This is a genomic window from Streptococcus sanguinis, assembly GCF_050220005.1.
Taxonomy (GTDB): domain Bacteria; phylum Bacillota; class Bacilli; order Lactobacillales; family Streptococcaceae; genus Streptococcus; species Streptococcus sanguinis_Z.
The window spans coordinates 1,042,542-1,059,366 of sequence record NZ_CP071413.1 but is presented as its reverse complement, the minus strand read 5'-3'; the positions used below and the strand labels follow the sequence as shown (position 1 = coordinate 1,059,366).

Sequence of the window (16,825 nt, the reverse complement as noted above, 5' to 3'; positions counted from 1 at the left end):
CTTTCACCCCCTTACTAAGTTGCAGCCAGCTGCAGTTCCTTATCCAGCATACTTCTACTGGAAATCATATCTGTCTTACAGAGATTCACCAATGATGCGGACTTCGCGCTCCAGAGTAATTCCTGAATTTTCCCGCACTCTTTCAATCACATGGGCAATAAGATTTTCATAATCTTGAGCCGTTCCTTTATTGACGTTAATCATAAAGCCGGCATGTTTCTCAGATACCTCTACACCACCGATACGATGACCCTTGAGGCCTGCTTCACTAATCAGCTGACCAGCAAAGTGACCCAAAGGACGCTTGAAAACAGAACCGCAGGATGGATATTCCAAGGGCTGCTTGAGCTCTCGCAGATGGGTTAAGCGCTCCATTTCCTGACGAATCGTTCTGTGAACACCAGGAGAAAGAGCAAACTTAGCAGAAATAACAATGTCGCCCGTTTCCTGTACCAGTGAGTGACGATAGCCGAACTTCATATCCCGAACATCCAGAGTTTTGACTTGCCCCTGAGAAGTCAGTACCTTGCAAGACACCAAGACATGAGCAATTTCGCCGCCATAAGCCCCAGCGTTCATAAAGACAGCTCCGCCGACACTGCCTGGAATACCACAGGCAAACTCAAAGCCAGTCAGACTGTTCTGCAGGGCGATATGGGTTGTCTGAATCAGATTAGCTCCAGCCTCTGCTTCAATCATATAGCCATCTACCGCTACATTGTTGAGCTTGTCAAACATAATCACGAAACCTCGGATACCACCATCTCGCACAATGATATTACTGGCATTTCCCAACACCATCCAAGGAATGTCTTCTTGATTAGCAAAATTGACAATACGAGCTAGCTCGTAACGATTACGAGGGAAAACTAAGAAATCGGCTGCGCCCCCGACCTTTGTATAAGTGTATTGGCTCAAAGGCTCGTTGAAGCGAATGTCGATTCCCTCTAATTCAGATTTTAATTTTTCTAGTTTTTGCATCATTTTCTCTCTTTTAAGTAAACAAAATACACTCTATTATATCAAAAATCTATGGCATTTACGATAGATTACAAAGAAAAAGCTGAGAAAGATCAGCTTTTAAATGCTTATAATTGCCTAGTAGCATAACGTTGTGTTTGAGTAGAAAGAGCATTCCTGATGGCGCCGAAAGCTAGCTCAGTCGCTAGGGCCTGTAATTCTAAATGATCCATAAAGTGAATTATCCTCCTTTAAGCTAGACCCATTATAGCACAGTTAGGTATAAAAAGATAGGGATATCAAATCCTTATTTTACAAAAAGAAAAAAGAGGTTCATAGAAAACCTCTTGATGATTTATTTTTCTACTCGCACACCCTCAGTATCCACCTGAAGCCGGAAGATTTGTCCCTTGAAATTCTGTTTTTGCAGAAGCTGATAAATCATCTCCGTCTTGTGCTTAGGCGATAAGACCATAACAGTTGGTCCCGCTCCTGAGATATAGGTTGCATAAGAGCCTTTTTTTCTGGCTAAGAACTTAATATCTGAAAATTCCTTGATCAAAGGTTGACGGTATTTTTCGTGGAACAAATCAGACTCGATAGCCCGACCAGCGATTTTCATATCACCTTTTAAAAGGGCTGCAATCGCAACATTGGCAATAGAGCTAGCCGCAACAGCTTCCTTGTAAGAAAGCCGATTTGGTAAGACTTGGCGGCTCTCAACCGTCCGAAGCTCATAGTCTGGGATATAGGCGATGAAGTCTGCGTCCGGAAAGTCCGCTACCACAGCCGATACCTGATTCCTAGACGAGCTAGATACGACCAAATTACCATAAATCGCTGGCGCAACATTGTCAGGATGACCTTCAATCTTTGTAGCGATTTTTAGCTTCTGATAATCCGACAAATTAAGGTGAGCCAGCTGGTTGGCCAATTCAATCCCAGCCACAATGACCGAGCTAGAAGACCCAAGTCCACGAGCCAATGGAATATCACTAGACATTTTCAAACGGCGTGGCTGAATATCTGGAGCCAACTGCAGGGCAATCTTAACCAGTAAATTGCGCCGGTCCTTAGGAATTCTCGGATTGAGGTCATGTTCAATCACCCACTCCTTACTTTCTTCCAAGACTTCAATTTCCAGATATTTTGACAGAGCTACCCCAACGGAGTCAAAGCCAGGACCGATATTGGCACTGGTCGCTGGTACAATAATTTTCATCTTAATCTCCTAATACTTTGAAGGTATTGAGCAAGTCAAACTCAGCAACTTCTTTGAGCTTAGCAGTGACATTTTCCAGCTGTGTCTTGCTGACAGCATGGGTAATAATCACCACGCGCGCTTTCTCACCGTCCGTACCTTCCTGTAGAATCTGCTTAAAGGAAACATCCTCAGCATTGAAAATCTCAGCCAAATGCAGAACTTGACCTTTCGAGTCAGGAGCCAAGATAGAGAAGTAATAGCTGCTCTTCACATCTTCAGGCTGAGCCAGTACTAACTCACGACTAAATTCATTAAAGGACTTGCCAACTGTTCCTTCATTCAAACGGCGGCTGATACGGACAATATCCGCCACGACACTAGTTGCAGTCGGTTTTTGACCAGCTCCCGGTCCATAATACATGGATTCTCCGATACCGATGGACTCAACAAAGACAGCGTTCATCACCCCATTGACACTAGCAAGCGGATGCGCTTTTGGCAGAAAAGTTGGAGCTACTTCTGCTGCAATACCCGATGCTGTTTCTTCGATAGAACCTACCAGCTTGACTACATAGCCCAGGTCTTGAGCAACAGCCACGTCTTCTGGTGTGATATGACGAATTCCCTGATGACCCACATCTTCAAACTTAACATTCATACCAAAAGCGAACTGGCTAAGAATGACCATCTTGTATGCCGCATCAATACCATCTACGTCATTGGTTGGGTCGCTTTCAGCAAAGCCAAGGCGTTGCGCTTCAGCAAGAGCATCTTCATAAGACCAACCCTCTTCTACCATCTTGGTCATCATAAAGTTAGAGGTTCCATTGACCACACCCAAGATACGAGTGATTTTGTCAGAAGCCAATGAATTAACCAAGGTACGGAGGATTGGAATTCCGCCGGCAACAGCTGCTTCATAGTAGAGAGCCACATTTTGCTTTTGAGCAATTTCCAGCAACTCCGCTCCGTGAACAGCCAGTAAGTCCTTATTAGCTGTGACCACATGTTTGCCAGCTTCAAGAGCACGAGTGATGAAAGTTTTCGCTGGCTCGATTCGTCCCATCAATTCTACAACGATAGTAATCTCAGCATCCTTCAGAATTTCTTCAACATTTGTGACAAAGTTAAAGTTATTTCCAGCTACTAAAAGACGCTCTTTTTCAGCATCATCTTTGACCAATACTTTAGCAACCTCAATCTCTGAATGAGCTGCTTGAACGATTTTTTCTCCGTTTTCTTTCAGCAAAAAAGGCACACCGCTGGCCACTGTTCCAAAACCAAGTAAAGCTATTTTAATAGACATGAAGCACTCCTTGAAAATTTCTTGTATAAAAAATATTATAACAAAATTATATAAAAATGCCTACAAAACTACTTCTTTATTTGTTATAATAGATGTAAATTTCCGCAAGGAATTGTAATTTTTTTTTAAAAAAGGAGATATTATGACAGGAAAACACAGAGGAAATCGCATGCAGCAACGCAAAGCTAGGAAACGAGCTATTTTACTTTCTCTGACAAGTTTATTACTTTTTCTCGTCCTGATTGTAGGTGGCTTTTCTTTACTAGCCAAGCTGCAAAACTCGCATAATCAAAAAGAAGCTAATAACGTGTCAACGAACCAGGTCAATACTTCATCTAAAACTTCGTCAGCACCGACTCGGGAAAAAAAGACGGCTTCGGATGACAGCAGTAAAGACAAGGTCAAATGGGTCAAGCAAGACCAGCCAGTTCAAGTTCCTATCTTGATGTATCATGCCATTCACGTCATGGACCCATCAGAAGCAGCTAATGCTGGTTTGATTGTAGATCCAGCTACATTTGAAAGCCATCTGAAAGCCTTGAAAGACGCAGGCTACTATCCACTAACACCAGCAGAAGCATACAAGGTACTGACGGAGAATGTCCTACCAGAAAATAAAAAAGTCGTCTGGCTGACCTTCGATGATAGTTTAAGGGATTTCTATACTAATGCCTTTCCACTTCTCCAGAAATATGACATGAAAGCAACCAATAATGTCATTACTGGATTTGTTCAAGCGGGTCGTGAAGATATGCTGACGCTAGATGAGATAAAGGAAATGAAGGACAAAGGCATGTCCTTTGAAGACCACACCGTCAACCATCCTGACCTCTCAGCGACTGCAGAAGACCAACAAAAAATTGAGTTAAAAGACTCCAAGTCTTACTTAGACAAAGAACTGTCTCAAACAACAACAACCGTTGCCTATCCATCTGGACGATACAGTGATGCAACCTTGCAGATTGCTGAAAGCCTTGGCTATAAAATGGGACTGACAACCAATAACGGACTAGCTTCCTTATCTAATGGCTTGCTCACACTTAACCGAGTACGCGTTAACCCAACCACTACTGCAGAAGACCTGCTAAATGAAATCGCAACAAACTAATCTTAAGAAGCCCGCTTCACTTGAAGTAGGCTTTTTTTATTCCTATGATTATAGCTACTTTCAAATATCAAAAAACACCAGTTGCAAAGAACTGGTGTAAAGGTTTATTTAGACTTGATGTAGTTGATACCATCCGCTTTCGGAGCAACTGATTTACCAAAGAAAGCGGCTAAAACAATGATTGTCAATGCATAAGGCGCAATACGAAGATAAACCGCAGGTATATGAGCAAGGAAAGGAATCTGAGTAGAAACAACAGCTAGGGCTTGGGAAAGTCCAAAGAAAAGACTTGAAAGCATAGCACCTATTGGATTCCATTTACCAAAAATCATAGCAGCTAAAGCGATAAATCCAGGGCCAACAATCGTCGTAGCAGAGAAATTAACCGAAGCAGATTGAGCATACAAAGCTCCACCTATTCCTCCCAAAAACCCTGAAATCAACACTCCATAGTAACGCATAAGATAAACGTTAATCCCTAATGTATCAGCAGCTTGAGGATGTTCACCTACTGAGCGTAAGCGAAGCCCAAATTTCGTCTTAAACATGATGAACCAAGCTAAAAATGAGAATCCAACAGCTATGTAACCCATCAAGCTAGTATTTTTAAAGAAAATATCTCCAATAACAGGAATATTAGACAAAATCGGAAAATCAAATTTACCAAAAGATAAATCAATATTATTAGTTTGTCCTTTTCCATAAATAGCCTTCACAAGAAAGACGGCTAAAGCTGGCGCCAGCAAGTTCAGTACAGTACCACTAACAACATGATCAGCACGAAAATTAATGGTTGCTACTGCATGAATCGCAGAAAAAATGAGACCAACTAAACCACCTGCGAGAAGAGAAAGCCAAATAGTCATTCCTCCTAAGCTTCCAGCGAAAGTCAGGTTAAAAACAACTCCTGTAAAAGCTCCCATGACCATGATGCCTTCCAAGCCAACGTTAACAACACCAGCATGCTCAGAGTAAGCACCTCCAATACTGGTGAAAATGAGAGGAGCTGCATAGACCAGCATATTTGATACAAGTATTGTTAGAATAGCAACAATATTCATCTTTACTCTACTCCTTTCATTCGTTTTTTCGGTTTGATATATTTTTCAATAATGTAGTGAGCACTTACAAAGAAGATAATAGAAGCTGTTACAATATTGACAAGTTCTGGAGGAATAGTAGCCGTTGTCATACCAGGCGCACCAGTTTGTAATGTTCCAAGTAGAAACGCAGCAAAAATGATTCCGATAGGAGAGTTGCTAGCAAGAAGAGCAACTGCCATACCATTGAATCCAACAGCCAGAGATCCTGCTTGAACATAAACGTTCTGGAAAGTACCTATACCCTCAACTGCTCCTCCAATACCACAAAGAGCTCCAGAAATCACCATTGAAAGAATAATAGTACGTTTCGCCGACATCCCTGCATAATCTGAAGCATTTGGATTAAGACCTACTGAGCGAATTTCGAATCCAAGCGTGGTTTTCTTTATGATAAACCAAATTACAGCGACAGCAATCAAAGCAATGAAAATTCCAATATTCATGCGTGACTTAGTAAGCTCTGTAAGAAAGTCTAGACGATAGCTAGCGTTTGCCGAAACAGGAATACTTGATTCGGAATCAACCATTAGTTTTTTAGGGAAATTCCGAATAATTTCATTCCCAGCAAAAAGAACAATATAGTTCATCATAATGGTAACAATAACTTCGCTTGTACCTAAAAATGCTCTTAACAAGCCGGGAATTAAACCAACTAAACCACCAGCAACTGCTGCTACAAGGACAGTCAGCGGTAACATTGCAAAACGAGGAATGGTTGGAAAAGATAGGGCAAACCAAACAGCTGCAATCCATCCTGCCAAAGCTTGACCAGGTAAACCTACATTGAAAAAACCAGCACGGCTAGCCACTGCAAACCCAAGAGCAATCAAAATTAGAGGCCCCATGGTTCGGAAAATTTCTCCAATATTTTTAATGGAACCAAAAGCTGTTTTGAACAACTCTTCATAACCCCACAAGGCATCATAACCAAAAATCCACATGATGATGGCGCCAAGTAAGATTCCTAAAAGAACTGAAATAAAAGGAATAGCAATTTGCTGTGTTTTTTTATCCATTAGAACCCTCCTTGATTTTTCCACCAGCCATGAGAATACCAAGCTCTTGCTTATTAGTTTCAGATGGTTTTACAATTCCTTGAATCTTTCCATCGTGAATAACAGCAATACGGTCTGATAAATTAAGAATTTCATCTAATTCAAAGCTGACAACAAGAACGGCTTTCCCTTTATCACGTTCAGAAATTAAGCGCTTATGAATATACTCAATCGCACCAACATCCAATCCGCGAGTAGGTTGACTGACAATTAATAGATCTGGATTACGATCAACTTCTCGAGCAATAATAGCTTTTTGTTGATTTCCCCCCGACAAAGCACCTGCTGGAACAAGTTCACTAGCTGCTCTAACGTCAAATTCTTCCATTAATTTACGGGCATATGAATTAATTTGATTATAATTCAAAACACCTTTGTTACTGAGCGGTTCTTTATAGTAAGTCTGGAGGGCAATATTTTCAGAAAGCATCATTTCAAGTACCAAACCATCACGATGACGATCCTCAGGTACATGGCTTACTTGCATTTCTGTAATCTTTCGTGGAGAAAGTCCTACAACTTCCCTTCCTTTGATTTTAATACTTCCTGATTTTACTTTTCGAAGTCCTGTAATAGCCTGAATCAACTCACTCTGACCGTTACCGTCAATCCCAGCAACTCCTACGATTTCACCTGCATGAACATCAAGCGAAAGCTCTTTAACAGCTGGTACACCACGATTCTCATTCACTATCAAATCAGAAATTTGAAGTACAACGTCTTTCGGTTTAGCTTCTTCCTTTTCAGTAACAAAAGAAACCGAACGTCCAACCATCATTTCAGCCAAATCTTTATTTGAAACGCCCTCAATGCTAACAGTTTCAATTGATTTTCCACGGCGAATAACTGTGACACGATCCGCTACTGCTCGAATTTCATCTAGTTTATGAGTAATCAGGATAATAGATTTCCCTTCTTTAACAAGAGTTTTCATAATATCCATTAATTCCAAAATTTCAGCAGGAGTCAATACTGCCGTTGGCTCATCAAAGATCAAAATCTCGGCACCACGATAGAGGGTCTTCAGGATTTCTACACGTTGTTGGGCACCCACAGAAATATCTTCAACCTTAGCTGTTGGGTCAACAGCTAAGCCATAGCGTTCTGATAATTCAAGGATATCTGCATTAGCTTTTTTCAAATCTAATACACCTTTATTCGTTATTTCGCTACCAAGAATAATGTTTTCAGCAACAGTAAATGCTTCAACCAACATAAAGTGCTGATGAACCATTCCTATTCCGAGAGCTGCAGCCCTAGAAGGAGAATCCAATTTTTCCGATTTTCCGTTGACAAAAATTTCTCCACTAGTTGGCTCTAAAAGACCAGCCAACATATTCATCAAGGTAGATTTCCCAGCTCCATTTTCACCAAGAAGTGCATGAATCTCACCTTTACGCAGTTGTAGGTTGATTTTGTCATTTGCAACAAATTCACCAAAAACTTTGGTTATCTCACGCATCTCAATGACATTTTCATGTGCCATTAGAGTATTCCTTTCTAGAAAATTATATTTTATTTCAGTAGAGCCTACTAATCAAGTTAGTAGGTTCTATTGAGACAAAATGTCTCAATACCCTAAAAAAGCAACCCAAGAAGGTTGGGTCGCTTCTGGATCTTTATTATTTTTCAGGTGCTTTTACACTACCATCAATAATCTGTTTCTTAGCATCTTCTACAGCTTTTTTAGCATCTTCAGATAGGTTAGAAGTTGTCAATTCAACTCCACCATCTTTCAAACCAAATGTAATTACTTTTCCACCCGGGAATTTACCATCAGCAGTTTGAGTAGCAATATCTTGAACAGTTTTGCCAACTTGTTTTAAGCTGGAAGCAAGTACAAAGTTAGATTCCTTGCCATCTTTAGACTTGTATTTGCCTTCTTCAGCTTGATCACGATCGACACCGATTACCCAAACTTTTTCGTCTTCATTTTTCTTCTCATTCAAGTCTTTTGCTTCTTTAAAGACACCTGCTCCAGTACCACCAGCAGCTTGATAAACTACATCAGCTCCTGCGGCATATTGGGTTGCAGCAATAGTTCTTCCTTTTTCAGGATTATTAAAGTCTTCAGCATATTGAATATCAACTGAAATATCTTTGTTAACAGACTTCACTCCTGCTTCAAAGCCTTTTTCAAAACGAGTTATAACTTCGCCACGTGCCCCTCCAATAAAACCAACTTTGTTAGTCTTCGTAGTTTTTGCAGCAGCAACACCTGCAAGATAAGCAGCTTCATTATCAGCAAAAACAGCAGATGCTACATTCTTCTTGTCTTTGATAACAGAATCAATAATAACATAATTAATATCAGCATTTTCATCAGCAGCAGCTGTAACAGCAGGTGCTAATTTATAACCAACGCCATAAACTAATTTATAACCATTTGTAGCTGCTTGACTGAAGTTATTTGCAAAATCCGCTTCACTTGTAGACTGGTAGTAAGTAAAGCCGTTATCTTTAGAAAGACCGTTTTCTTTACCCCAAGCTTGCAGACCTTCCCATGCAGACTGGTTAAATGACTTATCATCAACACCGCCAGTATCAGTTACGATAGCAGCCTTCAAATCAGTTTTCGCGTTTGAAGAATCTGAGCGAGAAGCACGGTTTCCACATGCAGCAAGTCCGAATGCTGCGACAGTTACTAGACCAAGACCTAGCCATTGTTTTTTGTTCATTTCTGAACCTCCTAAATAAGATGTGCAACACAGTTGCAAGTTTGAGTTTGGTCAGATGACCGATAACAGACTTATGTTAAATCTGTAAAAGAATATGGAAGTAATTCCTTGACCGTCATCACGACCGTCGATTTATCTTTAGCGACCAAGGTCACTTTTAGATCCTCAGCAAAAAATTCTGCCATTACTTGGCGGCAGGCACCACAGGGCGATATGGGTTTTTCCGTCTCACCATAGACAATCAGCTCCTCGAAGTCTAAAGCTCCTTCTGAAACTGCCTTAAATATAGCTGTCCGCTCTCCGCAGTTGGTCAGACCAAAACTGGCATTTTCAACATTAACGCCGGTAAATACCCGTCCATCTTTAGCGACTAAAACCGCTCCGATAGGGAAATGAGAATAGGGAACATAAGCATTTTTGCTTGCTTGGACAGCCAAGTCAATCAACTCAGTAGTCGCCACTAGCTTCTTCTCCCTTCATAATCGCCACACCAGCTGAAGTTCCGATACGAGTCGCACCTGCTTCAATAAAGGCCAGCGCATCTTCATAAGAACGAGCACCGCCAGAAGCCTTGACCCCCATGTCAGGACCAACTGTTTTTCTCATAAGGGCAACATCTTCGACTGTCGCACCGCCAGTTGAAAATCCCGTAGAAGTCTTAACAAAATCAGCTCCAGCTTTCTGAGCTAATTGGCAGGCCTTAACCTTCTCCTCATCTGTCAGCAGGCAAGTTTCCAGAATTACCTTGACCAAGGTACCGTTAGCAGCTTCTACAACCGCACGGATGTCTCGCTCTACCAAATCATAATTTTTAGACTTCAGAGCACCGACATTGATGACCATATCCACTTCGCCAGCACCCTTTTGGATTGCGTCCTTCGTTTCAAAAGCCTTTACATCAGAAGTGTTGGCTCCTAAAGGAAAACCAATTGGCACACAAACCTTGACATCTGAGCCTTTCAGCTGCTCCGCAGCAAACTCTGTCCAGGTTGGATTGACACAGATACTGGCAAAATCATAAACTTTTGCTTCTTCAATTAAGTTCAGAATCTGCTCTTCTGACGCTTCTGGTTTTAAAAGCGTATGGTCTATGTATTTGTTTAATTTCATGTTGGCTTCTCCTAGAATCAAGCAATAACTTCGATAATCTCGCTTACTGCAACGCTTTCATCACCTATTTTAACATTTTTTTGAAAATCTGTAACTAGTTCTTGAGAAATTTTTTCATTTGAATAAATTTTTGCGAAAACTTCTCCAATTTCGACCTTGTCTCCGACTTTCTTTTCGAAAACAATTCCAGTTTCATAATCCAAGTCGTCAGATTTAACTGCCCGTCCTGCTCCAAGTCTCATGGCAAAGAGTCCGAATTCCATTGCAGGTAGTTCAGTGATATAGCCTGCCTGTTCTGCTTTCACTTCTATAATATGAGCTGCACTTGATGGACGATAGAGGTCTTCCAAGTCACCGCCTTGAGCAGCAATCATAGCTTCAAATTTCTTCAAAGCAGCGCCATTAGTCAACTGTTCTCTCACTTCTTCCACCGTTTTCTCAACATCTGCCAGTCCGAGCATAATTTGCGCCAGCTCACAAATGAAAGTTGTGATGTCTTCACGGCCCTTGCCCTGTAAGATATCCAAGGCTTCTAAGATTTCCAGACGATTGCCAATGCTGGTTCCCAAAGGCTGACTCATATCTGTCAGAACAGCTACTGTTTTTCTTCCGACAGCCTTGCCCAAATCTACCATAGTGCGTGCTAGTACACGAGCGTCATCAATATTTTTCATAAAGGCGCCTTCACCGACCGTCACATCCAGAAGGATACTGTCTGCACCAGCAGCAATTTTCTTACTCATAACAGAGCTAGCTATCAGCGGAATGGTATCAACAGTTGCTGTTACATCTCGCAAGGCATAGAGCAACTTATCTGCCAGCACCAATTGATCTGACTGACCAATTACAGACAGACCAATTTCCTGCACCTGCTTGATAAAGTCATCCTGACTGCGCTCTACCTGAAATCCTTTAATGGATTCCAATTTATCAATGGTTCCACCAGTATGACCAAGACCGCGGCCGCTCATTTTAGCAACAGGCACACCAAAGCTAGCCACCAAAGGAACCAAGACCAGAGTTACCTTATCACCAACACCGCCAGTAGAATGTTTATCTACTTTTATTCCCGAGATTTCTGACAAGTCAAACTGTTCGCCGGTTCCAACCATTGTCATGGTTAAATCAGAAATTTCCCGAGTCGTCATGCCTTTAAAATAGACAGCCATCGCAAAGGCTGCCATCTGATAGTCTGGCACAGTCCCGTCCACATAACCCTCAATCAGCCACTGGATTTCCTGACTGGTCAGCTCAAGACCATCTCTTTTCTTTTGGATAATATCTACAGCACGCATCCTATTTTTCGCTCCTTAGTATATAGTAGCCTTTGTCTTTCTTAACAATCTCACAATTACCGAAGACGGCTTCCATCTTCGACTTGGCACTAGGTGCTCCTTGCTTCTTCTGAATCACAAGGGTCAAATCACCGCCTTCTGTCAAATGCTCATAGCTTCCGCTGATAACCTCATGTACTACCTGCTTACCAGCACGAATAGGCGGATTACTGATAATATGGTCGAAAATGCCACTGACCTTTTCATAAACATTTGACTGGAAGATATGAGCAGATACCTGATTCCTCTCAGCATTCTTCTGAGCCAAGTCCAAGGCCCGCTGGTTGATATCAACCATGGTCGCAGTTACTTCCTGCGCTTTGGCTAAGGTCAAACCTAAAGGCCCATAGCCACAACCAACATCAAGCACTCTTTCTCCAACTTCAAAGTCCAAGACAGACAAAAGGACCCGACTGCCATAATCAATCATCTTTTTACTGAAGACACCAGCATCTGTCAAAAAAGTCAGCTGCTGTCCTAACAGTTCTACATTTAATTCATGAATATCATGTTTGGCATCAGGATTTTCTGCAAAATACATTTTAGTCATACAACCATTTTATCATAATTTTCCTAGATTTGTAAATCGTTTTCATTTCTCCAAAAAGTATGTTATACTAAAGTCCATCATACAGGAGTAACTTATGACTAACGAATTTCTTCATTTTGAAAAAATCAGCCGCCATACATGGCAAAACCTGCACCGCAAAACAACTCCGCCCCTGACTCAGGCTGAACTTAACTCTATCAAGAGTTTCAATGATAAGATCAGTCTGCAGGACGTGACAGACATTTACCTCCCCTTGACCAATCTCATTCAGATTTATAAACGTTCTAATGAAGACTTGGCTTTTTCCAAGGGGATTTTTCTACAAAAAGAGAGCCGGAAACAGCCCTTTATCATCGGAGTTTCTGGCAGTGTGGCCGTTGGGAAATCCACCACCAGCCGTTTGCTGCAGATTTTACTTTCTCGGACTTTTTCAAATGCGACAGTCGAGCTGGTTACCACAGACGGCTTCTTGTTTCCTAATCAAATTTTAGAAGCTAACGGCATTTTAAACCGCAAGGGATTTCCTGAAAGCTATAATATGGAGTTACTTCTTTCCTTTCTGGATAGCATAAAAAACGGTCAGGATTCCCAAATTCCTGTCTACTCGCATGAGACATACGATATCGTTCCTCAAGAAATGCAAGAGGTAAAGGCAGCTGACTTTGTTATTGTCGAAGGGATTAATGTTTTCCAGAATCCACAGAACGAGCGCCTATATATGACAGACTTTTTTGACTTTTCAATTTATGTCGATGCAGAAGTCGAAAATATTGAAAACTGGTATCTAGATCGCTTTAAAAAAATGCTGACTCTGGCCGAAAACGACCCCAAAAACTACTACCACCGCTTCACCACTCAATCAGAAGAGGAGGTAGTAACCTTCGCCCATAATGTTTGGAAAAGCATTAACCTTGTCAACCTGCTAGACTACATTGAGCCAACTCGCAATCGGGCAGAAATTATCCTGCACAAAGCTGGAAATCATGAAATTGATGAAATTTACTTAAAAAAATAAAAAAGCTTGTCAAATCCTAACTTTTCATATATAATTAGATAGTTAGTATTTTCAATGGAGGTGAAACAACTTGGCAAACATTAAATCAGCTATCAAACGCGCTGAATTGAACGTGAAACATAACGAAAAAAACTCAGCTCAAAAGTCAGCTATGCGTACTGCAATCAAAGCATTTGAAGCAAACCCATCTGAAGAACTTTTCCGTGCTGCTAGCTCAGCTATCGATAAAGCAGAAACAAAAGGTTTGATCCACAAAAACAAAGCAAGCCGCGATAAAGCACGCCTTTCAGCTAAACTTGCTAAATAATGCATACAAAGGGAGCTCTCAGGAGCTTTTTTTGTTTCTCACACAAAGGAGAAAAGGATGAAAATAGCAATTATTGGTTATTCCGACTCTGGCAAATCCACTCTAGCAGCACTACTGTTCAACCACTACTCCATTCCCAAACTTCACATGGATAGATTGCAGTTCCAACCTGGCTGGAAGGATAGCGACCGTGATTGGATGAGTGAACAGATGGATAATTTTTTGTCAAAAAATACCGACTGGATCATTGACGGCAACTACTCTTGGTGTTTTTATGAACGGCGGATGGCAGAAGCCGACCAAATCATCTTTCTAAACTTCTCTCGCTGGAACTGCCTTTATCGAGCTTTCAAACGCTATCTAAAATACCGCAATCGGACCAGAGAAAGCATGGCTCCAGGCTACCCCGAAAAGTTTGACTGGGAGTTTATCTGCTGGGTTCTTTGGAATGGACGGCGTCAGACAGCACTGGCAAGATATAAGAAAATCCGACAAACTTTTCCTCAGAAATTCTACGAATTAAGGAACCAAAAAGAACTGACCAACTTCTTACAGAAGCTAAAAACAAGCGAGCCCTAACGACTCACTTGTTTTATTTAATTTTCTTTTTCTGCGGGAAGAGAGGTAAACCCAGAGAGGCAATTTTTTCAGCTGGAACCTTCATGCCATCCTTAATCCACTTGGAAAGAACGGAAACAACTGCCGAACTCCAGAAGGAATTCATGTAAGAGTTAGTCATTTTCTTAGCATTGCGATTGCGCTTTTCCAAAAAGTCAAACACAGCCTGAGTCAGTAACTTTTCAAAATTATAGTCAATGGCTAGACTGATAACCCGAGCTTCTTTCTTGGCTTCTTTAAAAAGAAAAAGCCAGATCTGGTACATCTCAGTTTTAAAGTTAAACTCTTCCAATTTATCCGTAATACCTTGAACAGTGTTTTTAAAAATCTCTTCCAGAATCTGCTCTTTAGAGCTATAATTGCGGTAAAATGCCGCACGGGAAACCCCAGCCCGCTCAACCAGCTCTGAAATAGTAATTTTTTTGAGTTCTTTCTTCTCCAGCAGCTGCATGAGAGAAATTTCCAGAGACTCTCTCGTGATTTGATTGGATTCCTGATTGTATTTCTTTAAATTCGCGAGTGATTTTTCCGATATTTTCTTTTCCGACATAACAATTTCTTCCCTCTTGTATCAGCTGACAGTTTCCGCTTTCTAGTAAGCATTCTTCATGTTATAATTTTAAAAAAAGACAGGTTTTTTGTCAATTTTTTTATTGTACATACTTGACAAAAAAGGAGAAAAATATGACTTGGAAAATTATAGCTGACTCTGGCTGTGACTTTCGTGAAATGGCAAACTTGGCCAAAGACACCCAATTTGAAAGTGTTCCCTTGACCATTCAAGTGGAAAATGAGATTTTTATAGATGATAAGCAGCTTGATATTGACCTGATGATGGAGAAGATGTATGCTTCTTCTGCTGCTTCAAAGTCTGCCTGCCCTAGTCCAGATGACTATCTCAAAAGCTTTGAGGGAGCAGACAAGATTTTTGTTGTAACAATCACAGGCACTCTATCTGGTAGTAATAATAGTGCACAGGTTGCTAAGAAAATCTTTTTGGAAGAACATCCTGATGCCCAGATTCATGTCATTGATAGTCTTTCTGCCGGCGGCGAGGTGGACTTACTTGTGACTAAACTCAATGAACTCATTCAGCAAGATCTCAGCTTTGATGAAGTTGTTGAAGTCATTAGTCGCTATCAAGAGAAAACCAAGCTTCTCTTCGTTCTGGCAAAGGTGGATAACTTGGTCAAAAACGGCCGGCTTAGCAAACTTCTGGGAACCGTTGTCGGCTTGCTCAATATCCGCATGGTCGGTGAAGCCAGCCAGACTGGCACGCTAGAGCTTCTGCAAAAGGCACGCGGTCCGAAAAAGGCTCTTGCTTCTGCAATCGAAGAGCTACTCAAAGCTGGTTACAAGGGCGGCCGACTGATCATTGCTCACCGCAATAACCAAAAATTCTGCCAGCAATTTAGTCAACTAGTACAAGAAAAGTATCCCCAAGCTCAAATCGAAACGGTGCCGACTTCAGGCCTCTGCAGCTTCTATGCTGAGGAAGGCGGAATCTTAATGGGCTACGAAATTTAATAAGGTATCTAAAAAAAGTAAAGGATTAGGCTCAAATAATTGACCTAATCCTTTACTTTTTCGATTTAATTCGCTATAATAAAAACAAGTAAAGGAGTTGATATTATGGCCAGAGGACGAGGCGCAGCAAGCCCCCAAGACAAGGAAGCAAGTCTTCTCATTTCGAAAAAACTTAAAGAACTTCTCAAGGAAACAGGCAAAAAACAAGTCGAACTATCGCGTGAAACAGGCATTCCTGCTAGTACGTTGACTGGCTATATCAAAGGGACATCTCTGCCTATCGCTGCCAATCTAGAAAAGATTGCTGATTTTTTTGGTGTCGAGGTAGAAGAAATTGACCCTCGTTATCGCCTCATTGCAGACATCCCTCAGCAATTCCCTGAATTAAATCGTATTTATCAACAACTTGACCAAGACAGACAGGAGAAAGGATTAAAGCTACTAGAAGCTAGCCTGACTGAGCAAGAAACACAAGCCAGCTTAAAGGATGACTACTTCCCCTACTTGGTCTATGAGAATTACTATCTCTCTCAGCATAAGCCAGAACAAGCTGATTTAGTCTGGCTAGATAGAGAAATCGACTACGATATTGCCCTTTGGGTACGAACTGACTCGCTGGAACCCAAGTATCCGAGAGATTCCGTAGCCCTAATCAAGCAGACTCATTTCGAGCTTGCCGGTGCTATCTATGCTATTGACTATGACGGTCAAACCATTATAAAAAGGGTCTTCAACGATCCATCCGGTATCCGCCTGATTTCCCTTAATAAAAAATACAGTGATAAGTTTATCCCGCATGAGGAAGAACCTAAACTTATCGGTCGAGTTATGGCGACTTTCATGCCACTGGATGTAGAAAAAATAAAGAAAAACAAATAACAGTTCTGCAAATGTACAGAGCTGTTATTTTTCTGATTTTCAGTCAAAAAATCAGAAAGTCTTTCGACTTC

Annotated in this window: 18 protein-coding genes; 6 read left to right on the top strand and 12 right to left on the bottom strand. The window is 41.2% G+C overall.

What is annotated here, in order from left to right; translation table 11 throughout:
* Positions 1-75 precede the first annotated feature (75 nt).
* The 3 genes from murB to J1C86_RS05080 form a co-directional block, all read right to left on the bottom strand.
* Positions 76-981: a UDP-N-acetylmuramate dehydrogenase gene (murB, locus tag J1C86_RS05090; RefSeq protein WP_125406984.1), complete on the bottom strand. Its 906-nt coding sequence runs from the start codon at positions 979-981 to the stop codon at positions 76-78.
* A gap of 334 nt (positions 982-1,315) precedes the next feature.
* A complete protein-coding gene (gene thrB, locus J1C86_RS05085) occupies positions 1,316-2,182 on the bottom strand; it encodes a homoserine kinase (RefSeq protein ID WP_009660269.1) in 867 nt (288 codons plus the stop codon).
* 1 nt (position 2,183) lies between these two features.
* Entirely contained in the window at positions 2,184-3,470 is a 1,287-nt protein-coding gene (locus tag J1C86_RS05080) for a homoserine dehydrogenase (protein ID WP_009660498.1), read from the bottom strand.
* A gap of 142 nt (positions 3,471-3,612) precedes the next feature.
* Between J1C86_RS05080 and J1C86_RS05075 the strand changes: the two genes are divergently transcribed.
* On the top strand, positions 3,613-4,578 hold the full coding sequence (locus J1C86_RS05075) for a polysaccharide deacetylase family protein (protein WP_032915937.1): 966 nt from the start codon (positions 3,613-3,615) through the stop codon (positions 4,576-4,578).
* Between the two features lie 104 nt (positions 4,579-4,682).
* On the opposite strand, the gene J1C86_RS05070 is transcribed toward J1C86_RS05075, so the two are convergent.
* From J1C86_RS05070 to J1C86_RS05035, 8 genes are all read right to left on the bottom strand, one after another.
* Positions 4,683-5,639: an ABC transporter permease gene (locus J1C86_RS05070; protein WP_009660512.1), complete on the bottom strand. Its 957-nt coding sequence runs from the start codon at positions 5,637-5,639 to the stop codon at positions 4,683-4,685.
* 2 nt (positions 5,640-5,641) lie between these two features.
* Positions 5,642-6,697, bottom strand: a complete 1,056-nt coding sequence (locus J1C86_RS05065) for an ABC transporter permease (RefSeq protein ID WP_125406760.1) — start codon at positions 6,695-6,697, stop codon at positions 5,642-5,644.
* A complete protein-coding gene (locus J1C86_RS05060) occupies positions 6,690-8,222 on the bottom strand; it encodes an ABC transporter ATP-binding protein (protein ID WP_002900481.1) in 1,533 nt (510 codons plus the stop codon). Before J1C86_RS05060 ends, J1C86_RS05065 begins: the two co-directional genes overlap by 8 nt.
* Before the next feature lie 136 nt (positions 8,223-8,358).
* Positions 8,359-9,414, bottom strand: a complete 1,056-nt coding sequence (locus J1C86_RS05055) for a BMP family lipoprotein (RefSeq protein WP_009660277.1) — start codon at positions 9,412-9,414, stop codon at positions 8,359-8,361.
* Between the two features lie 71 nt (positions 9,415-9,485).
* Positions 9,486-9,875 (bottom strand): cytidine deaminase, encoded by a 390-nt coding sequence (locus tag J1C86_RS05050; RefSeq protein ID WP_002906685.1) that lies wholly within the window; start codon positions 9,873-9,875, stop codon positions 9,486-9,488.
* Positions 9,862-10,524, bottom strand: coding sequence for a deoxyribose-phosphate aldolase (gene deoC / locus J1C86_RS05045; protein WP_125406763.1), 663 nt, complete (start codon positions 10,522-10,524; stop codon positions 9,862-9,864). Before deoC ends, J1C86_RS05050 begins: the two co-directional genes overlap by 14 nt.
* A 17-nt stretch (positions 10,525-10,541) precedes the next feature.
* Positions 10,542-11,819 (bottom strand): pyrimidine-nucleoside phosphorylase, encoded by a 1,278-nt coding sequence (locus J1C86_RS05040; RefSeq protein WP_125406766.1) that lies wholly within the window; start codon positions 11,817-11,819, stop codon positions 10,542-10,544.
* 1 nt (position 11,820) lies between these two features.
* Positions 11,821-12,408 (bottom strand): class I SAM-dependent methyltransferase, encoded by a 588-nt coding sequence (locus J1C86_RS05035; protein ID WP_125406769.1) that lies wholly within the window; start codon positions 12,406-12,408, stop codon positions 11,821-11,823.
* 94 nt (positions 12,409-12,502) lie between these two features.
* Between J1C86_RS05035 and coaA the strand changes: the two genes are divergently transcribed.
* The 3 genes from coaA to J1C86_RS05020 all read left to right on the top strand — a co-directional run bounded on the left by coaA (position 12,503) and on the right by J1C86_RS05020 (position 14,309).
* Entirely contained in the window at positions 12,503-13,423 is a 921-nt protein-coding gene (coaA, locus tag J1C86_RS05030; RefSeq protein WP_125406772.1) for a type I pantothenate kinase, read from the top strand.
* Between the two features lie 70 nt (positions 13,424-13,493).
* Positions 13,494-13,730 carry a 30S ribosomal protein S20 gene (gene rpsT / locus J1C86_RS05025; protein ID WP_002895661.1) on the top strand — a complete coding sequence of 79 codons (237 nt, stop codon included), beginning with the start codon at positions 13,494-13,496 and terminating at the stop codon, positions 13,728-13,730.
* A gap of 57 nt (positions 13,731-13,787) precedes the next feature.
* Entirely contained in the window at positions 13,788-14,309 is a 522-nt protein-coding gene (locus J1C86_RS05020; RefSeq protein WP_125406775.1) for a DNA topology modulation protein, read from the top strand.
* Positions 14,310-14,322: 13 nt separating this feature from the next.
* Here J1C86_RS05020 and J1C86_RS05015 read toward each other — a convergent pair whose 3' ends face one another.
* The gene (locus J1C86_RS05015) at positions 14,323-14,898 is read right to left on the bottom strand and encodes a TetR/AcrR family transcriptional regulator (protein WP_002921461.1); all 576 of its coding nucleotides are present in this window, start codon (positions 14,896-14,898) and stop codon (positions 14,323-14,325) included.
* A 134-nt stretch (positions 14,899-15,032) separates the two neighbouring features.
* On the opposite strand from J1C86_RS05015, the gene J1C86_RS05010 reads away from it, so the two are divergent.
* Positions 15,033-15,875 carry a DegV family protein gene (locus J1C86_RS05010; RefSeq protein ID WP_125409160.1) on the top strand — a complete coding sequence of 281 codons (843 nt, stop codon included), beginning with the start codon at positions 15,033-15,035 and terminating at the stop codon, positions 15,873-15,875.
* 105 nt (positions 15,876-15,980) lie between these two features.
* Complete coding sequence (locus J1C86_RS05005) at positions 15,981-16,754, top strand: XRE family transcriptional regulator (protein ID WP_048773253.1); 774 nt, start codon at positions 15,981-15,983, stop codon at positions 16,752-16,754.
* Positions 16,755-16,825 lie beyond the last annotated feature (71 nt).